The sequence below is a fragment of the Hydrogenophaga sp. OTU3427 genome, from assembly GCF_038440225.1.
Lineage (GTDB): Bacteria > Pseudomonadota > Gammaproteobacteria > Burkholderiales > Burkholderiaceae_C > Hydrogenophaga.
Genome location: NZ_JASATI010000022.1, coordinates 41435 through 61659 on the forward strand (window position 1 = coordinate 41435; position 20225 = coordinate 61659).

Sequence of the window (20225 nt, forward strand, 5' to 3'; positions counted from 1 at the left end):
AATCATCTCAAGTCATTGAAAACAAATGACTATATCCATAATCTAGGGATTTTCCCTGATGGGGTTTTGATTAAGAGATGCGACATTTGAAGTCATACTCAAATTTTGAGTCATCTTCAACTTCCATCTCAGCACGTCCGTCAAACGACCCTCAGGAGCCCCCGTGAACGCCACCACATCCGTTGACCAAATTTTTTCAGGCCTGTCGGAAGACGAGCAGGCCATCCTCGACCAGGCCGACCGTTTCGCGCGCGAGCAGCTGTATCCCCTGTCCGAGCGCATGGACCGCGATGAGTGGTGGCCCACCGAGGCCTTTGGCCGCATCGGCGAGACGGGCTACTTCGGCATCCCGGTGCCCGACACCTATGGCGGCGCAGGCATGGACCTGTTCACCAGCGGCCTGGTGCTGCAGGCCTTCTCGCGCTGGAACCACGCGCTGGCCCTGAGCTGGGTCGCACACGAGAACCTGTGCCTCTACAACATCTACCGCAACGCCAACGACGACCAACGCCAGCGCTACCTGCCCGGTCTGTGCAGCGGCAAACTGACCGGAGCCCTGGGTCTGACCGAGCCGGGGGCCGGTTCGGATGCCCTGGGCTCCATGGCCACCACCGCCACCCGCGATGGCGACGATTACCTACTCAATGGCCGCAAGATCTACATCACCAACGGCCCGGTGGCCGACGTGCTGCTGGTCTATGCCAAGACCGACAAGGCGCGCGGCGCCAAGGGCATCTCGGCCTTCATCGTCGAGAAAGACATGCCGGGCTTCAGCGTGGCGCAGAAGTTGGTCAAGATGGGTTTTCGTGGCAGCCAGACCGGCGAGTTGCTGTTTGACAACTGCCGTGTGCCGGCGCGCAACCTGGTGGGTGGGCTCGATGAGGGCGTGAAGGTGGTCATGAGTGGCCTGGACCTGGAGCGCTCCATGATCTCGCCGATCTGCCTGGGCATCGCCGAGCGGGCGCTGGAGCTCTCGCTGGACTACGCCCGCACGCGGGTGCAGTTCGGCAAGCCCATCGGCGACTTCCAGATGGTCCGCGCCAAGCTGGCCGACATGTACGTGTGGGTCGAGTCCATGCGCCTGTTCACCTACCAGGCGCTGCGCGCGGCCAACCAGCTGGAGGTCGGTGGCGGCGGCCGCGGCAGCATCCACAAGATCACCGCCGCCTCTGTCATGTACACGGCCGAGACCATGAACAAGGTGCTCAACGAGGCGGTGCAGATCCACGGCGGCACAGGCTACATCTGGGAGTCCGAGGTGAACCGTCTCTACCGGGCGATCAAGCTGCTGGAGATCGGCGCGGGCACCACCGAGGTCCGCAAGATCATCATCAGCGAGGAAATGCTGCGCGGTTGACATTGGCGGCGAGCACGATGAACACCTTGATCGTCTACGCCCACCCCGAGCCGCGGTCCTTCAACGCCGCGCTCAGGGAGGTGGCCGTGGACACGTTGCATGGTATGGGCCACGCCGTGGTGGTGTCCGATCTCTACGCCATGGGCTTCGCGCCGGTGGTGGGGCGGGCCGACTTTCTCACCCAGCACAACCCCGAGCGCTTCAACGTCTCACTGGAACAACGCCATGCTGTCGCCCACGGCGGACTGGCTCCCGACATCGCACGCGAACTGGCCCGTCTGCAAGCGGCCGATCTGGTGATCCTCCAATTCCCGCTGTGGTGGTTCGGTTTGCCGGCCATCCTCAAGGGCTGGATCGACCGGGTGTTTGTCTCGGGCGTGAGCTACGGCCGCAGCACGGTCTTTGAAAACGGCAAGTTCCGGGGCAAGCGCGCCATGGTGTGTGTCACCACCGGCGGGCCGGCGCAAAGCTTCGGTCCCGATGCACTCAACGGCGACATCCTTGACTTGCTGATGCCCTTGCACCGGGGCGTGCTGGGTTTCACGGGCATGACCGTGTTGCCACCATTCACCTGTTTCCACGTGCCCTACGAGGGCGATGCCGCGCGGCGGCAGATGCTGCAGGCCTACCGCAGCCGCCTGGGCGAGCTGGACCGGTTGACCCCCTTGCCCATGCCCAGGACGGACCAGTATCCCGGCCTCCTCGTGCACGGGCAGCGCCCCTGCGCACAATGACAGTGGCGTCAAATGCACCCTTTCCCACCCCGGAACCCCTCACCATGAACGACCCGATCCGCCTCGAATGGCCCAGCGAGGCCCATGCCCGCCTGGTGCTGGCCCGGCCCGAACGCAGGAATGCGCTCGGGCACGATGAACTCAAGGGCCTGGACCGGGCCACGGAGGTTTTGGCACGCCGCGAACCACGTGTGGTGTCCATCGTCGCCGAGGGCAGCACCTTTGGCGTGGGTGGCGACATCAAGGCCTTTGCCGACGCACTGGACAGGAACGACATGGAACGGTGGCTGCGTGACGCGGGCAGCCACCTCAAGCCCGCCATGGCCCGGCTGCGGGCGCTGGATGCCGCCGTGGTGGTGGGCGTGCAGGGGGCGGCGGCCGGTGGCACGCTGGGCCTGGTGTGGGCGGCCGACCACGTGATCGCCGCGGACGACCTGCGGATCAACCTGGCCTACGCGCGGCTGGGTGGCAGCCCGGACGCGGGCACCTCCTGGTTCCTGCCGCGCCTGGTCAATCCGCTGCGGGCTTTCGAGCTGTTTGCGCTGACACCCACGCTCGATGCCCAGCAGGCGCTGCACCATGGGCTGGTGAACCGGGTGGTGCCCGTGGTCGATCTGCGCTCGTCCGTGGACGCCGTGGTGCAGCAGTTGCTGAACGTGCCCCCACGCTCCCTTGCCAACATCAAGCGCCTGCTGCGCGAGAGCCAGCGCAACGATCTGGAAAGGCAACTGTTCCTGGAGTTCGAAGCCTTTGTCGATGCGGTGGACGCGCCCGAATTCCGCGATCGGGTGAGGGCGTTCTCCTCCACCGGCAGCACGTCCCGGTAGCGGCCACCACCGCCTGAAGGCGGGCGCCAACCCCAATCGCCGGCCCAAACGATAATCAGCCCATGGATCCACTGCTTGAGCGTTTGTCCACCTCCGTCACGTCAGCCAAGACGGTGGAGGACTTGACACGGCCACTCCTGGAAATGCTCGAGTCGGTGACCGGGCTGGAGTCGACCTACCTGACCGTCATCGACCTGGACCAGGGGGTGCAACGGATCCTCTACGCCCGAAATACCCACCAGCTCCAGATCCCGGAAGGGCTGTCCGTGCCCTGGGCCGACACCCTCTGCAAGCGCGCCCTGGACGCCAACCAGCCCTTCACCGACGACGTGGGCAGCTGCTGGGGCGATTCGGAAGCGGCGCGGGCCTTGGGCATCCAGACCTACCTGAGCACCCCGGTGCGCATGGAGGATGGCGAGCTGTATGGCACCTTGTGTGCCGCGAGCGCCGAGCGCCATTCGCTGGACCCCCAGGCCCAGCGGGTATTGGCCTTGTTCGCGACCTTGATCGGGCAACACGTCGAGCGTGAGCTGCTCCTCCAGAAGCTGGTCCAGGCCAACGAGCGTCTCGCCACCTATGCGACCACGGATCCTCTGACCGAATTGCCCAACCGCCGCGCCTTGCACCAGGCGCTGACCCGTTTGCTGGCCCAGGGCGCACGGCGTGGCACCTCGGTGCTGATCGCGTTCATCGACCTGGATGGCTTCAAAGCCATCAATGACACCCACGGCCATGACATTGGCGACGCCTTTTTGACCGAATTCGCCGAACGCCTGCGCTCGGCCCTTCGGACCGAAGACCTGGCCGCCCGGCTGGGGGGTGACGAATTCGTGGTGATCGGTCCAGGCCCTGACAACGCGGCGCTGTTGCCGGCGGCGAAGCTCACGCTCCAGACCCGGCTGTTTCAGGCGACAGTGGGTTCATACCAGTTGGAGGGCATCAAACTGGCGTATCCGGGTGCAAGCATTGGCGTCATCTCAGGGGAATCCAACATGCTGGACGCCACTCAAGCGCTCAAGCTGGCAGATGCGGCCATGTACGAGGTCAAACGGGCTCGCAAAGCCGTCTCCAGCACGCACGCGGCAGCGGACGGATTCGCGGTGGTCAAGGGCATCTAAAATAGGCCCGATGGCCGACCAAGCGCCGGGTCGATTTCCAGCGAGAGGCGTGTCCGCCCGAGGCGTCCAAGCGTTGCTTGCCTTACCCGCCCCAAAGCACCATGAGATATACCCCCCCACGCGCCACTTCCAAAGCGCCCCAGACGCCGTTCCGTAAGGATCCGCTGGATGACCAGCGCTACAAAGACCTCATCAGCCGGGCAAGCGCCTTTTTCGCGAACGCCGAACGCGATGTCGAAGCCGAGAAGTTGGCGGCCATCGCGGAAATCAAGGAACGCATGGCGCTGTACGGCTTGACCGTTGAAGACATCCTGCGGGGCGAAAAACTCGCCTGAACTTCCATCACAAGCCTGCCGCTGGCGATGCCCCTGCGACACGGCATCCCCCCTTTACCGCCTTGACCGCCACCGATCCACACGCCCTGCTGGCGGCCGAGCGCCGTTCGACCCGGGCCTTTCTTCCGACCCCGGTCCCTGACGAACTGCTGCGGCATCTGGTCGCCACCGCCCGCCTGGCCCCCAGTGGCGCCAACCTTCAGCCCGGCAGCTTCATCGCCGTGCAGGGGGGCGTGCGCCAGCGCCTGTGCGACGAACTGGTGCAGACCTGGCGCGAGGGTGGACACGAAGGGGAGGACTACGACTACTTTCCCCAACCCATGCCCATGACGCTCAGGCGCCGCCAGATCGCCTCGGCGCAGGCGCTTTACGCCTCGCTGGGCATCGCCCGCGACGACCGCGCCGGGCGTGACGGACAGTTCGAATGCAACTTCCGCTTCTTCGACGCGCCCGTGGCCCTGATCGTCACCATCGACCGCGACTTTGGCAGCGGTGGCTACATGGACCTGGGCATGTCCATCTATGGGCTCATGCTGGCCGCACAGTCGTGTGGCCTGTCCAGTTGCGCCATCGGCGCGATGGCCTCCTTCCCCAAGCTCATCCGCCGGCACCTGGCCCTGGACGAGCGCGTCAACATCGTCTGCGGCATGGCCATCGGCCATGCCGATCCCGACGCCCCCGTGAACCAGACCCGCACCACCCGCTGCAAGCTGGACGAGTACTTCCACACCGTGGGGTGACAGCCTCAGAGCCGCTGGACGATGGCGGCGGCACCGATGCCACCGGCACCCGCCACCGCCGTCATGCCCAGATCGCCCGCCACGCCGTCCAGCACCAGGTCGGCCAGCAGACGCACCAGCGCCACCGCGGCCGAAGCACCGATGGGGTGGCCACGTGCCAGTCCTCCCCCGCGCCGGTTGACACGTTGGGGATCGAGCGACAAGGCGTGGAGAAAGCTCAGCCCCTGAACGGCAAAGGCATCGTGCAACTCGACCGCGGCGAAGGTCCCGGCATCGCCCAGGCCTGACCGGGCCATGGCCGCGCGGGCCGCGACCTCGGCCGCCAGCAGCGGTGTTTCGGGCGCGGTCCCCACCGATGCGCTGGTCAACCACCGAGCTTGGGGTTTCAGGCCCAGGCGGTCACAGGCGTCGGCGCTCGCCAGCAGCACCCAAGCGGCGCCGTCGGCCTTGCCGGAAATGCCCAGTGGGCCCACGCTGCGGTCCGGATGGCGGGCCTGCATCGCCGCCCACTCGCCACCCAGGTCCCGGGCCTTGACGGCGGCGGGCATGCGCGCCACGCGGGCCAGGTCCAAGGAACGCGGGCCGAGGTCATGTGTCACCCCGACGACCGGCACGATTTCACTTGCCGCGTTGGCCATATGGGCGCGAGCGAGCGCGTGGCTTTGCACGGTGTAGCGGTCTTGCTGGTCGCGTGTCCACGCGGCCTGCAGGGCATACCGGGCCGCGGACACCAGCATGTCGGGGTCGCGCTTGGGGTCGGGGGCGAAGGCCGGTCGTTCGTAAGCGATCGCCGCCTCGCCCGGATGGCGCGGCCGGTGCTGGCGGATGGGCGCGCGGCTCCAGGCCTCGACCCCGCCGGCCACCACCACCGACGCCTGACCCGAGGCCAGCAGTCCGACCGCCAGGGTCACCGCGTCCAGGCCGGCACAACACTGGGTGTCCACCGAGTAGGTGGCGCATGCCTCGGGCAGCCCAGCGGCCAGGGCCAGCATGCGGGCGGGGTTGCCGCCGGCACCGAGCGCGTTGCCGACCACCAAGGCATCCACCGCCGCAGCTGGTAGACCCGCTCGCTCAAGCAAGCCCTGCAACACCGGCGCGCCGATCTCATGCGCGGCCAGCTGGCCAAAAGCCCCGGCGTGCGGGACCACGGCGCTGCGCGCCCAGCCGGCAATCAGTGCAGAGGGCGCAGACATTGCGTTGCTTCGCCAGAGAGAAGGTCGGTCATTTGGAGGAGTTGCTGTCCCAGGGCGTGGTGGTCCGTCTTGCCGCTGGCGGTCCAAGGCCAGTCGTCACAAACCACAAAACGCCGCGGTACCTTGTACGCTTCCAGCCGTTCGCGACACCAGGCGGTCAGTACCGAGGCCGCCACCTGGGCCATGCCAGGGCGCGGCTGGACCACCGCCACGACCTGTTGACCACGCACCGGATGCGGCAGCCCATGGACCGAGGCGACAGCGATCCACGGCGACGCGGCGAGCACGGTCTCCAGCTCTTCGGGAAACAGGTTCTTGCCCTGCGTGACGATCATGCGGTTCTGCCGGCCCATGAGCAGCAGGCGACCCTGGTCGTCGAGCCGGCCGACATCGCGCACCGACAGCCAATCGCCATCGCGCAGGGCGGCGGTGGCGTCGCCCCCGCCGCCAGCGTAGTCCATGAACACCATGGGGCTGCGCACATAGATCAGCCCGGTGCCGTCGCCCGGGCTGGGGTCGCGGATGTCGAGCTCCACGTTGGCGAATGGCTCACCCACCACCTGCGGCGGCACGGTCGCGTCGGCGTGCATCCAGGTGATGAAGCTGGTCTCGGACGCGCCGTAGAACTCGATGATCTGCGCACAGGGAAACAGCGCCTGCAGCGTGGGCGTCTGCTCTCGCATCCATCGGGCACCGCTGATCATGATCAGCTTCACCCCCACCATCGGTGCCAGCTGGCGGCGCTCGGCCAGTTCCAGCAGCACCAGCAGTTGGCTGGGCACCGCCACCAGGCAAGGCGTGTCGCCCCGCGCCAGCGTCTCGATCATGCCCGGCGCAGAAAAGCGCTCTTGCACCACCACGCCCGCGCCGCTCCACAAGCCCAGCATGACGCCGAAGAGAAACAGCGAATGGGAAAACCGCCCCGGCACCAGCATGCGAGCGCAGGTGTCGGGCCCGAAGGTGTCGGCACAGACACGAAAGCTCTCCGTCCAGGAGCGGTGGTGTCGGCGAAAACCCTTGGGCAGGCCCGTGCTGCCGGAGGTGAAACCAATGTAGAAGGGCGTCGTGGGCCCAGGTGGCACGGGCGAGGCGGGGCTGGTGTCGAGCGAGGCCAGCACGGCCTGGCGTGTGGCGTCGGTCCAGTCCGGATCGCTGACCGCCGCGCAACGCCCACTGGCGATGGCCCCCAGGAAATCGATCACCCGGCGCTGGATCGGCAGCCTGTCGTCGACCAGCACGGTGGCGGGCGCCCGCGAGCGTTGCAGGGTCTCGGCCACTTGCTGCACCGCCGCGTGCAAGTCGGCGAAACTCAGTCGGGTCTGCCCGTCGTCGACGGCGATGGTGTCCGCACGTTCGATGGCCCAGCGCGCCAGGTGCGAGTGAACCAGCTCGGGCAAGACCTCAGGGTTCATTGCGCGGCGCGGCCGCCGAATTGCCAATCGGGCAGTCCACGGGCGACCGTGTGCACGACCATCGCCGCGACCACACACTTGATCAGGTCACCCGGCACGAACACCAGCGTGCCCGCGATGGCCTGCGACCAGCTCAGGTGAGCGATGTTGACCAGTCCGATGACGCCACACATGTGCACCACCAACAGCCCACCCACGGCCGACGCGACGAAGGCGCTGACGGCCGCGCGACGCGGTGTGGCGGTCGGCAGCGAGGCCATGATCAGGCCCGTCACCACCGCACCCAGCGGCCAGCCCAGCAGGTAGCCGCTGGACGGCGCGAAGAAAACGCCCATGCCACCCCGGCCACCCGAGAGCAGGGGCAGGCCCAGAGCCACGGCCGCGAGGAACAGCAGCATGGCCTGCAGCCCACGCTTGGGGCCCAGCATGCAGCCGGCCAGCATCACGCCCAGGGTCTGCAAGGTGATGGGCACACCCAGGGGCAAATCGATCTTGGGAATCAGGCCGAACACGGCCAGCAGCGCGGCAAACAGCGGCACCAGGGCCAGGGAGCGGGAGGAAGTGTTCATGAAATGATGAAACGGAAAAATGTGCGGAATGTTGCGCGAAATGCAACGCATCGGCTCATTTTTCGAGCCTCACGTGGAGTGTATCGGCGACACGGCGTGCCACGACCAACATCTGGATGGTCAGTGGGGCCAGCAAGCGCAAGCCCCCGGCTCGGCCCGTGCGAACCCGGTGCGCATCGTCCAGGCGTTTCCATTGCAGGAAAAAGTGCTCCGTGAAGCGCATCATGAGCGCCAGTTGCAGGCTGAGCCGGTCCACGCGCACGCCCACGCGGGCCAGCGGCGACAGCAGCCATTCGAACACTTCCAGCAGTTCGGTGTGGCGGGTGCTCAGCGTGAGCGACACGCCCAGCCAGGCCATGGCCAGCAGCCGCGCCGCACTGGTCAGCCCCAGCATGGCCTGGCCCATGACGGCGTGAAAACCCGCCACCAGCGAGGCCGCAAACAGCACCGACACCACCAGGCGCCGCACGCCGGGCGTCGGACGGCCGAGGGAGAGAAACACCCCCAGGCCGACCGCTGCGGCGAACAGCAGCACCATGGGCCGCTCTGTCAGGAACAGGCCCGTGCCGCCGGCGGCCAGCACCAGCAGCTTGAGTCCGGCAGGCCACGTGTGCAGCCAGGTGCGCCGCTCCAGATAAAGGCTTTGCATGCTTGCTCAGGCCACGTTGGCCTCGGCATCGATGCGCAAGGCGTGCGCCGCGACACGTTGGACGATGTCGGCTTCGTAGGCCGCGCAGATCTCGGCACCGGGGCCATCGGCACGGACAGCGCCCTCGGCCAGCCAGATCACTCGCTCGAAGCCGCGCACATGGTTCAGGAGATGGGTGGAGACGATGATCTGCTGGCTGGCCTGGCGGATCTCGTGGTCCAGCAAGGCCTGCCCGGGTAGGTCCAGGCTGGCGAAGGGTTCGTCCAGCAGCAACAGCCGGGGCGCGGCGATGGTCAGTGCCAGCCAGCACACGTGTTGGCGCTGGCCCTGGCTGAGGCTGGTGATGGCGCGCTCGGCCCAGTGGCCCAGGCCACGCGCCTGTAACCACGCGCGCGCCTGTTCGCGCGCTTGGCGCCGCTGCAAGCCACCCACCTCCAGCCCCAGCGCGAGCTCTTCTTCCACCGTGGGGAAAATGATCTGCTCGTCCGGGTTCTGGAACATCATGCCGACCGAACGCGCCCGGTGATCGGCGCCACCCACATCGGCACCGTTGATCCACACCCGACCGGACCGGGGCGCATCCAACCCACACAAGAGGCGAAAGAGGCTGCTCTTGCCGGCGCCGTTGTCGCCGATGAGGCCGATGCGGGCTTCGTTCAATTCAAGATCGAGCCCGCGAAAAACCGTGGTGCGTCCACGAACGAGCGTGACGTCCTCCAAGCGAACAGCGCGGTCACCAGGCATGTGCGGTCATTGTCGAAAAGGTGACGCTCGTCCAGGAGCGATTCAGGTGGAGATGGGCAATCGCGAAGTGTAGCCCGCCGCCTGCGCGCCTTCTGCGTCGGCATGGCGCGGCCCGCTGCTCGCCTTCGCGATCCATCCCAACAGGGCGGCCGCCAATGCGCCATCGCCGATCAGACAACGAGCCAGGATGCAGCTTAGACCACAAAACCCAGCACAAGAAAGGGTAAATACCGCTGCTTGCCAGACATGCATGCACTATTCTGCATGCCTGCACCACCCATCAGAGCGCAAGGAAAGCCACATGAATCAAGTCTTTCGTTCAAGCAGGGTTCACGTCATCGCCGTCGCCGGAATGGCCACGCTGGCGGCCTGCACCAGCCCGTCCAAGGCGCCGGTCTCACCCATGTTTCAGACGTGCGACATGAAAGGCATCGGCCAGCTCTACGTTGACAGCCAGACCAAGGTCATTGCTGTTCAAAGCTTCAAGGCGGGCGAGGTGGTGCGCCTGGCCCAGTCGCCCGCGCCCGACGTGAAGACCGCGGTGGATGTGTGCATGGTGAAACTGGTGGTCGGCCCTGGCCATGCCGGCCCTGCCACCGCCCCATCCACTTCGCCGGGCATCGGTATCGAGGTGTGGCTGCCGGCGCGAGAGCAATGGAACCAGACGATTCGCGCTTTTGGCAGCGGCGGCTGGGCGGGGGGCTACTACGCCGATCCGACACGCCTGGGTCAAAGCGGTGGTGGCAACGCCATGTTTTTGGGTGCGGTGCAAAAAGGCTACGCCGTCAGCGGAACCGACCACGGACACGGTGGCACGGTCTCGGGTCGCAATGCGTCGTTTGCCATGAACCCGGATGGTTCTGTGAACACCGTGCTCTGGCGTGATTTCGCCGAGCGAAGCCTGCTGGAGCAGGCCTTGAAAACCAAGGCGGTGGTCCAGGCCTACTACGGCAAAGCGCACACCCGGGCCTACTTTGACGGCTACTCCACCGGCGGGCGCCAGGGCTACAAGCTGGCGCAGAAATACCCCGAGCAATACGACGGCATCCTGGCGGGGGCGCCCGCGTTCAACTGGTCGCGCTTCATCACCGCCGAGCTGTACCCGCAGGTCGCCATGCAGCAGGACCTGGGGCGCACCATCCCCAATGCCAAGCTGCACGCGGTCAGCGCACTGGCCCTGCGCGCCTGTGGCGGGGCACAGGCGGGCTGGGGCTTCCTGCTCGACCCCCTGGCGTGTGCCTACAACCCCGCGCGTGATGCCCAGGCGCTGTGCGCCGGCGAGGTGGGAGACGATGGCGTGCGGGGCAGCGGCTCACCGTCGACCTGCCTCAGTGCGAAAGAGGCGCAGGTCGTGAAGAAGATCTGGTACGGCATGACACGGGACGGCAGCGCACCCGATCCCGGGCAGGACAACGGACGCACCGGTAGCCTGGCCACGAAGGGTGGGCAACTCTGGTGGGGGCCAACGCGCAACACCGACCTGACCGCGCTCGCTGGCGAACAGGCGCCGTTTCCCATCGCCTCACAGCTGACGGCCCTGATCCTGCAAAACCCACGCATCGCCCAGAAGGGCATGTTCAGCAACGCCACCGGCAACGCCGAAGACGGCTGGAAGGCATTGAAATACGCAGACTTGGTGGGCGCCTACGACCGCGGTCTGGCGATGCAGGGCCAGTTCTCGGACATCAACACCGACGCGACCGATCTCGGCCCGGTGCGTGACCGGGGCGTCAAGGTCCTGTCGTACCACGGCCTGTCGGACCAACTCATCATGCCGCAGGGCTCGCTCCACTATTTTGAGCGCCTGGCCCAACACATGGGCGGCGTGGACAAGGTTCAGGCTTTCAATCGCCTGTTCCTGATACCTGGCCTGGGTCACACGGGACTGTTCAACAACACCGCCTCGATAGGTTTGAACGGGGCCGTGACACCCGCCAACGCCGTACCGCTCCCCGAGCCGGCCACCGGCCGTGACGAGATGTTCAACGCGCTGCGCAGTTGGGTGGAAAAAGGTGTCGCACCCGAACGCATAGAGCTCACCGCCGCCACGGGACAGCTGAGCCTGCCCATCTGCTCGCATCCCAAAAAAGCGGTGTTGACCGGCACCCAACCCGGTGTGGCCACCAGCTACACCTGCCGTTGATCACGCGCCCGCCCGCATGCCGGGTCCGGGCATCAACGCGGCACCAGCAAGGTGGAGTGGGTGTCGGCGTGTTCCGATCCGATGCCACGCGTGTCGGTCACGCTGAAGCGTATGGGCAACGTCTGCCCCGCAAGCGCCTGGGCTTGTTCGGGAGCCAGCCGCACCGTGACGGTGTGCAGGTGGGCAGCGCCGGGTGCCAGTTGCAGCACGGCCGGTGAATCGAGGCGCAAACCGTCCAGGCCATGAACGGCAATGCGGAGTTCGCGCGTGTCTTCCCGCGCGTTCATCACCTGCAGGCGGTACACGTTTTCCACGGCGCCGTGGTCCACCTGCCGGGCCATCACGGCGCGGTCTCGCATCGCATTGATGCGCAGCGTGGGGCGCTGCACGAAGCTCAGAACAAGCATCCCGGCGACAAGCAGCAGCAGGCCACCGTAGACCTGAACCCGTCGGCGCGCCAGGTGTGTTCGCCACATTGAACTGCGGTCGGTTTGTCCTCGAAGTTCGCGCTCCGACGCCATCCGAATGAGGCCACGCGGTGAGCGCAGTTTGTCCATCACCTGGTTGCAGGCGTCGATGCACAGCCCGCAGCTGATGCAGGCCGCTTGCAGGCCCTGACGGATGTCGATGCCAACAGGGCACACCTGCACACACAAGGTGCAGTCCACGCACGCACCGCTGCCACGCGTCACCGGATCGACCCCACGCGGTCGTGCCGAGCGGGGTTCGCCCCGGGCGGCGTCGTAGGCCACGTACAGGGTGTTGGTGTCCATCAGCGAGCCCTGGAAACGCCCGTACGGGCACATGTGCTGGCACACGCTTTCGCGCAGAAAGCCGGCGTTGCCGTAGGTGGCAGCACCGTAAAACGCGATCCAGAAGGCTTCCCACGGACCCAACCGATCGGGCATGGCCAGGGCCAGCTCACGGATGGGAGTGAAATAACCCACCAGTGTGAAGCCGGTCCACAGCGCGAGCAGGGCCCAGGCCAAGTGCTTGCTGCCCCGGCGCAACAGCTTCTGGCCGTTCCACGGGCTTTGATCAAGCCGCAGGCGCGCCTGCCGGTCGCCCTCGGTGTGGTGCTCGATCCACTGGAACAACTCGGTGTAGACGGTTTGTGGACAGGCGAAACCACACCAGACACGCCCGGCCAGCGTGGTCGCAAAAAACAGCAACAAGGCACAGAGCACCAGCAACCCGGCCAGGTAAATCAGGTCTTGCGGATAGAGAACGGCACCCAACAGGTAGAAGCGGCTGCCCTGCAGGTCGAACAGCACCGCCTGGCGCCCGTGCATCTGCAGCCAGGGCAGGCCGTAGTAAAGCGCCTGTGTGAGCCAGACCATGGCCCAGCGCCAGCGGGTGAACACGCCCGAGATCGAGCGCATCTGGATCTTGTTGTCCGAAGGCCCGCAGGTGGCGGACACGATGGGAATGAAGCGGGAAGAAGCAGCCATGGCGGTGTTGGAACAGTTCAGTTGGATGTGTGGGAGGTACCGACCGACAAGGCCGCGGCCACCGGCGCCAGATGGCCGCCCAGCTCGGGACCACCCAGCCACTCGTCCACCCGAAAAAACACCTTGTCGATGTGGACCGTGGACAGACCTCCAAAGGAGCCCTGGTCCCCAGACGTCTGGACGGACAGCCCGTCTTCCTCGCTGCGCAGCAGCACCCAGACCGGTGGGTCGTCGCCCAGTCGGACTGGCGCGACCAGGGAAAAGCCTTCCCAGGGCAGGTTGGCCAGGCCGGCCAGCTGGCCGGTCAACAACCAACTCCGGCGTGCCCCCTCATTGCCCCACAGCGGCGCGTGCCCCAGGGCCACCGTGCCCGCGCGCTGCCCGTTCAGCAGATCCGGTAGCCAGAGTTCGCGCAAGGCCACGTTGCGCGCATGCACCAGCGCCTCAATGGCCAGGCGCTGTGCCCCCACCATGCGGGCCGCTTGGGGATCGTCGTCGCGCAAACGCCGCACTCGGTCGGCCAGATCGAGCAAGGACCCCCCATCACCGCCGAGGGCGATGGGAACAGCGCAGCGCAACAAGCCGGTGTCCACCGCCCGCTGCAAAGCGCTGCGTGGCGCGGCTGACCCACCGACCATGTGGCTGGGTACGGTGAGGGCGTTCAAGGCTTCAGTAGGCATGCCATGTATGGTGTCCGGAAGCCATCTGATCGCCAATGCTCAGTTTTATTGAAATATGACCAGATCAGATGGAGCGTCCTCCGGCATCTGACGCGGGCAAAATCGTCCGCTTCTGATCCGCTGTGCGACGCAGGGACGCGGGATACTCTTCCCATGTTCAAACTGTTTTCTGATCCGCCGCGCCTGGCCCGTGCCGTGGTGGCGACCGCGGGGCTGATGGGCCTGCAGTGGCTGGGCGATGGGCTGGTGGCCTGGCTCGGCTGGCCTGTTCCGGGTTCCCTGGTGGGGCTCCTGGCGCTGCTCGCGGGCTTGCTGTTGGCTGATCGCGTGCCGAAGGCCTTGGACGATGTGAGTGCGCCACTGCTGCGTCACCTGATGTTGCTGCTCATTCCGTCGGTGGCGGCCGTGGGCGTGTATGTGGGCCTGCTGATGGAACACGCGCTGGTGTTTGTGTTGGTGGCGGTGCCGGTCACCGCATTGACGCTGGCCGCCACCGCCTGGACCTTGCAGCACCTGATCCAACGGGTGTCACGGTGATGGTCTGGTCGGGTGCCACGCTGGTGGCCTATCTGGTCGCGCTGTGGCTGTACCGCCGCAGCGGTCATCACCTGTTGTGTCTGCCGGTGCTCACCGGCACGGCCGTGGTGCTGGTCATGCTTGCCCTAACGGGTACCGATTACCCCGTGTATGCCGAAGCGACCCGCGCCTTGCGGTGGCTGACGGGGCCGGCCATCATCGCCCTGGCCGTGCCCCTGTACCGGCAGGCCGCATTGCTGCGACGACTGGTCCTGCCGCTGCTGCTCGCGCTCGCGGTCGGGTGCCTGGTGTCCGTGCTGGGCACCTTGATGTTGTGTTGGATGATGGGCACGCCAGTGGCTTTCGCCGTGTCCCTGGCGCCCAAGGCCGCCACCATGCCCATGGCCATGCTGGCGGCCGAACGTGCCGGCGGGCTGCCTGCGGTGGCGGCGATGGCCGTGGTGGCCACGGGTGTGCTGGGAACCCTGCTGGCGGCGCCTGTACTGCGCGGGCTGCGGATCGAGGACGAGGCGGTGCGCAGTTTCACGCTCGGACTGGTGGCACATGCCATCGGCGTCGCACGCATCTTGCAGACACATCCCGACAGAGTGGCCTTCGCGGCACTGGCCATGGGTTTGAATGGGGTGGCCACGGCGCTGGTGCTGGCCTTGGTCTCGCCTTGGCTTTGAGCGCGGCACCCACCGCCTGCGCTGTACCATGTCCAGAAACTTGGACATGGTCAGATCAGATGAGTGGCTTGCGCATCACCCGTTACCAGCAATTGGCCGAAGAACTGGCCGACGCGATCCGTGGTGGCTTGTTGCGCGCGGGTGAACGTTTGCCTTCCATCCGCGCCACCTGCGAGCAGCGCGGGGTGAGCCCGTCCACCGTGTTCCAGGCCTACGGGCACCTGGAGTCGCTGGGTTTGATCGAGGCGCGTCCGCGCTCGGGGTTTTTCGTGCGTGCCACGCGCCGACCGGTGCGTGCCGGCCCTCAGGTGGCGCCACCCCGGAGCGAGGCCACGCCAGTGGCCATCAGTGAACTGGTGTTCGACCTGCTGGGCTCCACCCGCGACGCCGACGTCGTTCCACTGGGATCGGCCTTTCCAGCGGCCCACCTGTTTCCCTTCGAGGAGCTCGCGCGCAGCGGCGCCCGTGCCATGCGCCGCCTCAAGGCCAGCCAGATCACCGGCGCCCTGACAGCAGGCGATGAGGGCCTGCGCCAGGCCTTGCGTCGGCGCTACGCGCTCCAGGGCGTGCCCTTGGCCGACAACGAACTCATCATCACCAACGGCGCCATGGAGGCGCTCAACCTGTGCCTTCAGGCGGTGACCCAGCCGGGCGACGTGGTGGTGGTGGAGTCGCCCACCTTCTACGCGGCGCTGCAGGCGCTGGAGCGGCTTCATCTGAAGGCGGTGGAGGTGGCCACCGATCCTGCGACGGGGGTGGACCTGGCCGCCTTGGGCGAACTGCTGGCGCGGCAGAAGGTGGCCGCCTGCTGGTTCATGCCCACGTTCCAGAACCCTCTGGGCGCCCTCATGTCCACGGCGCGGCGCCAGGCCCTGGTGGAACTGTTGGCGCTGCACCAGGTGCCACTGATCGAGGACGACGTGTACGGCGAGCTGCATGCCGGTGTGCGGCGTCCGCCCCCAGCCAAGGCCTTCGACCGCGAGGGCGGGGTGCTGCATTGCTCGTCCTTCTCCAAATGCCTGGCACCGGGTTACCGTGTCGGTTGGGCCGCCGCGGGGCGTTATGCGCCGCAGGTGGAGCGGCTGAAGATGATGACCTCGCTGGCCACGGCCATACCACCACAACTGGCCGTGGTCGACTACCTGGCGCAAGGCGGGTACGACCGCCACTTGCGGCGCTTGCGCGAGGCGCTGGCCACACAGCAGCGGCATGCCTGGCGCCTGGTCGAACGGCACTTTCCAGCAGGCACGCGTGTCACCCGCCCCGAAGGGGGGTATTTCATCTGGCTGGAACTGCCACCGGCCGTGGACGCCCTGGCGCTTCACCACCGCGCGCGGGCCTGCTCCATCAGCACCGCGCCCGGCGTGCTGTTCTCGGCCGATCACCGCTTCACCCACCACCTTCGGCTGAATGTGGGACACCCGGGCGACGCGCGCTTTGACCCCGCGATGAGACAGCTGGGGCGCATGGCGGTCGACATGCAGGCCGGCCACTGAACGGTGGCCGTTGAGACTTGCCGAATCCCCGGATTCAACCAGGAACACCGGTCTCGGCACGCAGGCGAACGTCGTCGACCATCGCGCCGTGGGTGCCCACCCGCGTGACCGCCTTCTCCCGGCACAGTTGGGCGATGATGCGGCTCGCCGTCACATGCGTGATGCCCACCATGTCGGCGATCTCCTGACGGCTGGGCAGCCAGATCGCCTGACCCGTGACGGACAGCGCATGGAGACGAAGCAGCAAGCACACCACCCGCCGACGCGCCGTGCCACGGGTGATCTGTGCTGTCCATTCCAGCGCCTCATGGAAATGGCGCAGCAGCCGTGGCGTCAGATCGGGATGGAAGGGGTCCACGGCGGCGGATGGGCCCAGGTGGCGCAGGACGGGGATTTTTTGGATGACCACGTCCGTGCAGGCCCAGGCATCGGTGTCGCGAAAGACCTGCTGCAACGCGTCCAGGCCGAACACACCGCCTGGTCCCAGCAGATGGGCGATACACCGCTCGCCCTCTGCGCTGTACTTTTCCAACCGGACAATGCCCGAATGCACGATGTAGCAACAGGTGGCCAGGCCGTGCGTCTGGTACACCCGCTGACCGGCTTTCACTTGGACGACGTGGGGTGCGGGTGGCCTGGCAGGGTGGTCCTGAAACCCAACGCCCATCGTCACGCCGACTGGCCGCAGATGTGCCATGTCACGGTGCGCACGCGCATGAGCGGGAGACGCTTTGGAGAGAACTTCGGTCATGGACCGGTATGAAGTGTTTTTTGGGGAACCGTCGAACGAACGACCAACACGACCGATGGTCACCGAGGGGCTGTCGATGGGCAATGGTCAGATCAGCAAGAAAAGCGGCGGATCAGATGTTGCTGCCCTGGCTGAGCTCGCTGTCTCTTTTTCAAGGATGCGTTGCGAGTCAAAAAGGCCATGCGCAAGGCGCGAAACGCCACCGTGGTACCCCTCGGCAAGGCCTCACAACGCGGCGCATGGCCCTTTTAGCCGCAACCCGAAGGGAATGGGGTGAACAGACCCTAGAGGCGACCACCCTTTCGATGGCATCCAGCTTGGGCGATTCACGCACCAGACCAGTGTGTCGGCCCATTCGGGGCGGCATATCGGACCGCGGCGTGCCGCATTGCCGACGTCGATTTCCGTGCCACCTTGCAGGATGGGTGCTGCGGAACGGAGCGTGGCGCATTCAATCAAAATGTTGGCGTACCCCCAATCCGAACACGCAGGGACGAGAGGCAGGAACGAGGCGTCGGAAAAGTCGGTGCCGTGGATACGAGCAGAAGGCGCCGACCTCGATCAGCGTCCGCACAAAGCCCTTTTTGATGGTTCAAACATCGCCCCGGGTCCACCATACTGTCGATTTCCACGTAAGACCTGGCTCGATTCTCATGATCACAGCCGGGATCAGAAGCCGCGCAGCTGCATCCAGGCAATGACTTTTTCGAAGAAAAAAGGCGCTCCCGGGTCCTTGTTGATGAGGTGACCCGCCTCCGGCACGATGAAGGCACTGACATCCGTGCCTTCTGTGTAGTTCTCGGGCTCATCGACATAGACGGGATCCGTGGCGCAGTCGCCCGTTGTGGTGCACCAGCGCAGGTCGCGACGCCCCAACGCAAACAAGACCGGCACGCGGATCCCTCGCGTGATGGCAAGGTTCTCCGAGTCCGGCTTGATCGCTTGCAGCTCGGCCAACATCACCGTGTCTTGAAACAGCGTGGTGTACAGGTCGTGAGCACTGGTGGGCACATCGGGAGAAAGACGTTTGATGAAATAGCCCGGTTCGAGACCGCTGCCCAAGCCGAAGCTGGGATGCTCTTCAACAGGCTGCAGGGCGTGTCGGACGGCGTCCATTGCCATGTCGCTGAGACCGTGGCCAACGCCGCTCACGATCACCGCATCAATCGGCGTAGGGTGAACGGCCGTGTGCCAGGCCACCATGCCGCCCATGGAATGTCCATTGACAATGACCCGTTTGAACTTGTGTCCAATGGCACCGCTCTTGAGTTGCACCACTACCTGCCTGATCGCATCGGCCTGGCATCGGAAGTCCATCAGCGTCGGGTCGGGCCGATCGCTCTTGCCATAGCCGGGTCGGTCTAGGTTGAGGGTCACGAAACCTGCCCCGGTGGCATGTTTGACGAAGGAATGCCGCGCTGGATCCAAGGGCCAATCCCAGTACGTGCCATTGTTCGAACCGCCCGCCATCAGCAAGATCAGTGTCGAATCCTCATGAATTTCATGCTGGGTGGCCATCTCCGCAAACAGCTCCATGGTCCCACTGGGTGTCGCCGTTGTTGCAACACGGAATCGATAGGCTTTGCAACTTGCACCCGTGGCCGCCTTGCGTACCGAGGCACTCACTTCTCTGGTCCCGAGCGCGCCTGGGGCGGCGGCCGGTGGTTGGGGCAGACTGATGGTTTGGGCGGGTTGCGCGTCGGCAGCGGACTCCATGTGCGTGGTCGCAACGCGATGGCCGGAATAGGTGGACAGGCGGGGTGAAGCGGTGAAAAGGGAGGATGTCGTCATGTTCAATTCGGCGGTTGTCAATCCAGGGAAATCTTGGCTCGTTGAATCACAGGTCCCCAGCGCAAGCGTTCCTCCCTCACGAAATCAGAAAAATCTTTCTGTGTGGACTTGCGGATTTCAGCGCCCATCTTCAGATAAGCGTCCTTGACGATCGGGTGGTCCAGTGCCTTGTTGATGGCCAGGTTCAGTCGATTCACGATCTCCATGTCGGTGCCATGGCGCACGCCGATGCCCACCCAGATTGCGGCGTCAAACTCCGGCAAACCACGCTCACCAATGGTTGGCACATCGGGCAAGGCAGGCACCCGTGTGCGCGTGGCCATGGCCAGTGCGCGCAGACGGCCAGACCGGATGTGGGGTTCGAGCAGCGGGACGCCATCGAGCATCACGTCGATTTGTCCACCAATGAGGTCCTGCAAGGCCTGGGGTCCGGACTTGTAGGGAACCGGAACGACATCAATGCCCGTCATGCTGCGCAAGCGCTCAAATGACACGTGCGAGGGGGTGCCTGTGCCGCCAAAGCCGTAGGTGTAAATACCGGGCGTCTTCTTGGCAAGCGCGACAAACTCCTCGACCGTCTTCGCTGGCACTTTGGGATTGACGGCCAACACCATGGGGATGGCGGCCAGCGGCGCAACCGGAATGATGTCGTTCTCGGGGTCGTAAGGCAGCTTCTTGAACATGAACTGATTCCAGGCCACCGCAGTCGCACCAAGAATCATGAGGTTCTGCCCATCGCTGGGATTTCGCAACAGGTCGGCAATGGCAATGAATCCTGCGGCACCTGGCTTGTTCTCCACGATCATCGGCTGGCCAAGCGACTTTCCCAGTACATCCGCCAAAGGACGTGCCAACATATCGGCGATGCTGCTTGCAGCTCCGCCCACAATCAACCGGGACGTCTTGGAACTCATTGCCTGAGCGAAAACGGCGGGAGCGACAATCGCCCCCAGGGCAGCGAAGGAGGTCGCAAACAGTGTTCGGCGCGTACTCATGGTGGGGGTTTCTTTCATCAAACGGAGGGGTTGCG

21 protein-coding genes are annotated in these 20225 nt (G+C 65.7%); 10 read left to right on the forward strand and 11 right to left on the reverse strand.

Translation table 11 applies throughout. The annotated features are described in order from the left end of the window. The first annotated feature begins 163 nt into the window (after positions 1-163). The 6 genes from AAHB17_RS13990 to AAHB17_RS14015 all read left to right on the forward strand — a co-directional run bounded on the left by AAHB17_RS13990 (position 164) and on the right by AAHB17_RS14015 (position 5111). Positions 164-1357, forward strand: coding sequence for an acyl-CoA dehydrogenase family protein (locus tag AAHB17_RS13990; RefSeq protein ID WP_342131238.1), 1194 nt, complete (start codon positions 164-166; stop codon positions 1355-1357). 17 nt (positions 1358-1374) lie between these two features. Continuing rightward, the gene (locus AAHB17_RS13995) at positions 1375-2091 is read left to right on the forward strand and encodes an NAD(P)H-dependent oxidoreductase (protein ID WP_342131239.1); all 717 of its coding nucleotides are present in this window, start codon (positions 1375-1377) and stop codon (positions 2089-2091) included. A 44-nt stretch (positions 2092-2135) separates the two neighbouring features. Further along, entirely contained in the window at positions 2136-2918 is a 783-nt protein-coding gene (locus AAHB17_RS14000) for an enoyl-CoA hydratase/isomerase family protein (protein ID WP_342131240.1), read from the forward strand. A 62-nt stretch (positions 2919-2980) separates the two neighbouring features. Next, positions 2981-4036, forward strand: coding sequence for a sensor domain-containing diguanylate cyclase (locus AAHB17_RS14005; protein WP_342131241.1), 1056 nt, complete (start codon positions 2981-2983; stop codon positions 4034-4036). 101 nt (positions 4037-4137) lie between these two features. Next, positions 4138-4371 carry a hypothetical protein gene (locus tag AAHB17_RS14010; protein WP_342131242.1) on the forward strand — a complete coding sequence of 78 codons (234 nt, stop codon included), beginning with the start codon at positions 4138-4140 and terminating at the stop codon, positions 4369-4371. Between the two features lie 62 nt (positions 4372-4433). After that, positions 4434-5111: a nitroreductase gene (locus tag AAHB17_RS14015; protein WP_342131243.1), complete on the forward strand. Its 678-nt coding sequence runs from the start codon at positions 4434-4436 to the stop codon at positions 5109-5111. A gap of 5 nt (positions 5112-5116) precedes the next feature. On the opposite strand, the gene AAHB17_RS14020 is transcribed toward AAHB17_RS14015, so the two are convergent. The 6 genes from AAHB17_RS14020 to AAHB17_RS14045 are packed head-to-tail and all read right to left on the reverse strand — an operon-like array spanning position 5117 to position 9930. Continuing rightward, the gene (locus AAHB17_RS14020; protein WP_342131244.1) at positions 5117-6304 is read right to left on the reverse strand and encodes a thiolase family protein; all 1188 of its coding nucleotides are present in this window, start codon (positions 6302-6304) and stop codon (positions 5117-5119) included. Continuing rightward, the gene (locus tag AAHB17_RS14025) at positions 6283-7716 is read right to left on the reverse strand and encodes an AMP-binding protein (RefSeq protein ID WP_342131245.1); all 1434 of its coding nucleotides are present in this window, start codon (positions 7714-7716) and stop codon (positions 6283-6285) included. The genes AAHB17_RS14020 and AAHB17_RS14025 overlap by 22 nt, the downstream gene beginning before the upstream one ends. Then, positions 7713-8285, reverse strand: a complete 573-nt coding sequence (locus tag AAHB17_RS14030) for a biotin transporter BioY (RefSeq protein ID WP_342131246.1) — start codon at positions 8283-8285, stop codon at positions 7713-7715. The genes AAHB17_RS14025 and AAHB17_RS14030 overlap by 4 nt, the downstream gene beginning before the upstream one ends. 55 nt (positions 8286-8340) lie before the next feature. After that, entirely contained in the window at positions 8341-8934 is a 594-nt protein-coding gene (locus tag AAHB17_RS14035; RefSeq protein ID WP_342131247.1) for an energy-coupling factor transporter transmembrane protein EcfT, read from the reverse strand. 6 nt (positions 8935-8940) lie between these two features. Then, positions 8941-9678 (reverse strand): energy-coupling factor ABC transporter ATP-binding protein, encoded by a 738-nt coding sequence (locus tag AAHB17_RS14040; protein ID WP_342131248.1) that lies wholly within the window; start codon positions 9676-9678, stop codon positions 8941-8943. Between the two features lie 42 nt (positions 9679-9720). Then, entirely contained in the window at positions 9721-9930 is a 210-nt protein-coding gene (locus AAHB17_RS14045) for a hypothetical protein (RefSeq protein WP_342131249.1), read from the reverse strand. Between the two features lie 151 nt (positions 9931-10081). Here AAHB17_RS14045 and AAHB17_RS14050 point away from each other — a divergent pair, with 151 nt between their 5' ends. Further along, positions 10082-11821: a tannase/feruloyl esterase family alpha/beta hydrolase gene (locus tag AAHB17_RS14050; protein ID WP_342131250.1), complete on the forward strand. Its 1740-nt coding sequence runs from the start codon at positions 10082-10084 to the stop codon at positions 11819-11821. A gap of 32 nt (positions 11822-11853) precedes the next feature. On the opposite strand, the gene ccoG is transcribed toward AAHB17_RS14050, so the two are convergent. Both ccoG and AAHB17_RS14060 read right to left on the reverse strand, forming a co-directional pair. Beyond that, positions 11854-13272 (reverse strand): cytochrome c oxidase accessory protein CcoG, encoded by a 1419-nt coding sequence (ccoG, locus tag AAHB17_RS14055; RefSeq protein ID WP_342131251.1) that lies wholly within the window; start codon positions 13270-13272, stop codon positions 11854-11856. A gap of 17 nt (positions 13273-13289) precedes the next feature. After that, positions 13290-13937: an acyl-CoA dehydrogenase family protein gene (locus AAHB17_RS14060; protein WP_342131252.1), complete on the reverse strand. Its 648-nt coding sequence runs from the start codon at positions 13935-13937 to the stop codon at positions 13290-13292. A 168-nt stretch (positions 13938-14105) separates the two neighbouring features. On the opposite strand from AAHB17_RS14060, the gene AAHB17_RS14065 reads away from it, so the two are divergent. Genes AAHB17_RS14065 through AAHB17_RS14075 form a run of 3 tightly spaced genes read left to right on the forward strand, consistent with a single transcriptional unit; the run spans position 14106 to position 16653 of the window. Continuing rightward, positions 14106-14489 carry a CidA/LrgA family protein gene (locus AAHB17_RS14065; protein ID WP_342131253.1) on the forward strand — a complete coding sequence of 128 codons (384 nt, stop codon included), beginning with the start codon at positions 14106-14108 and terminating at the stop codon, positions 14487-14489. Continuing rightward, on the forward strand, positions 14489-15157 hold the full coding sequence (locus AAHB17_RS14070) for an LrgB family protein (protein WP_342131275.1): 669 nt from the start codon (positions 14489-14491) through the stop codon (positions 15155-15157). The genes AAHB17_RS14065 and AAHB17_RS14070 overlap by 1 nt, the downstream gene beginning before the upstream one ends. 59 nt (positions 15158-15216) lie before the next feature. Further along, on the forward strand, positions 15217-16653 hold the full coding sequence (locus AAHB17_RS14075) for an aminotransferase-like domain-containing protein (protein ID WP_342131254.1): 1437 nt from the start codon (positions 15217-15219) through the stop codon (positions 16651-16653). Positions 16654-16687: 34 nt separating this feature from the next. On the opposite strand, the gene AAHB17_RS14080 is transcribed toward AAHB17_RS14075, so the two are convergent. From AAHB17_RS14080 to AAHB17_RS14090, 3 genes are all read right to left on the reverse strand, one after another. After that, positions 16688-17404 (reverse strand): Crp/Fnr family transcriptional regulator, encoded by a 717-nt coding sequence (locus AAHB17_RS14080; protein ID WP_342131255.1) that lies wholly within the window; start codon positions 17402-17404, stop codon positions 16688-16690. A 669-nt stretch (positions 17405-18073) separates the two neighbouring features. After that, positions 18074-19195 (reverse strand): alpha/beta hydrolase, encoded by a 1122-nt coding sequence (locus tag AAHB17_RS14085; RefSeq protein WP_342131256.1) that lies wholly within the window; start codon positions 19193-19195, stop codon positions 18074-18076. 17 nt (positions 19196-19212) lie between these two features. Further along, positions 19213-20208 carry a Bug family tripartite tricarboxylate transporter substrate binding protein gene (locus AAHB17_RS14090; protein ID WP_342131257.1) on the reverse strand — a complete coding sequence of 332 codons (996 nt, stop codon included), beginning with the start codon at positions 20206-20208 and terminating at the stop codon, positions 19213-19215. Positions 20209-20225: the final 17 nt, after the last annotated feature.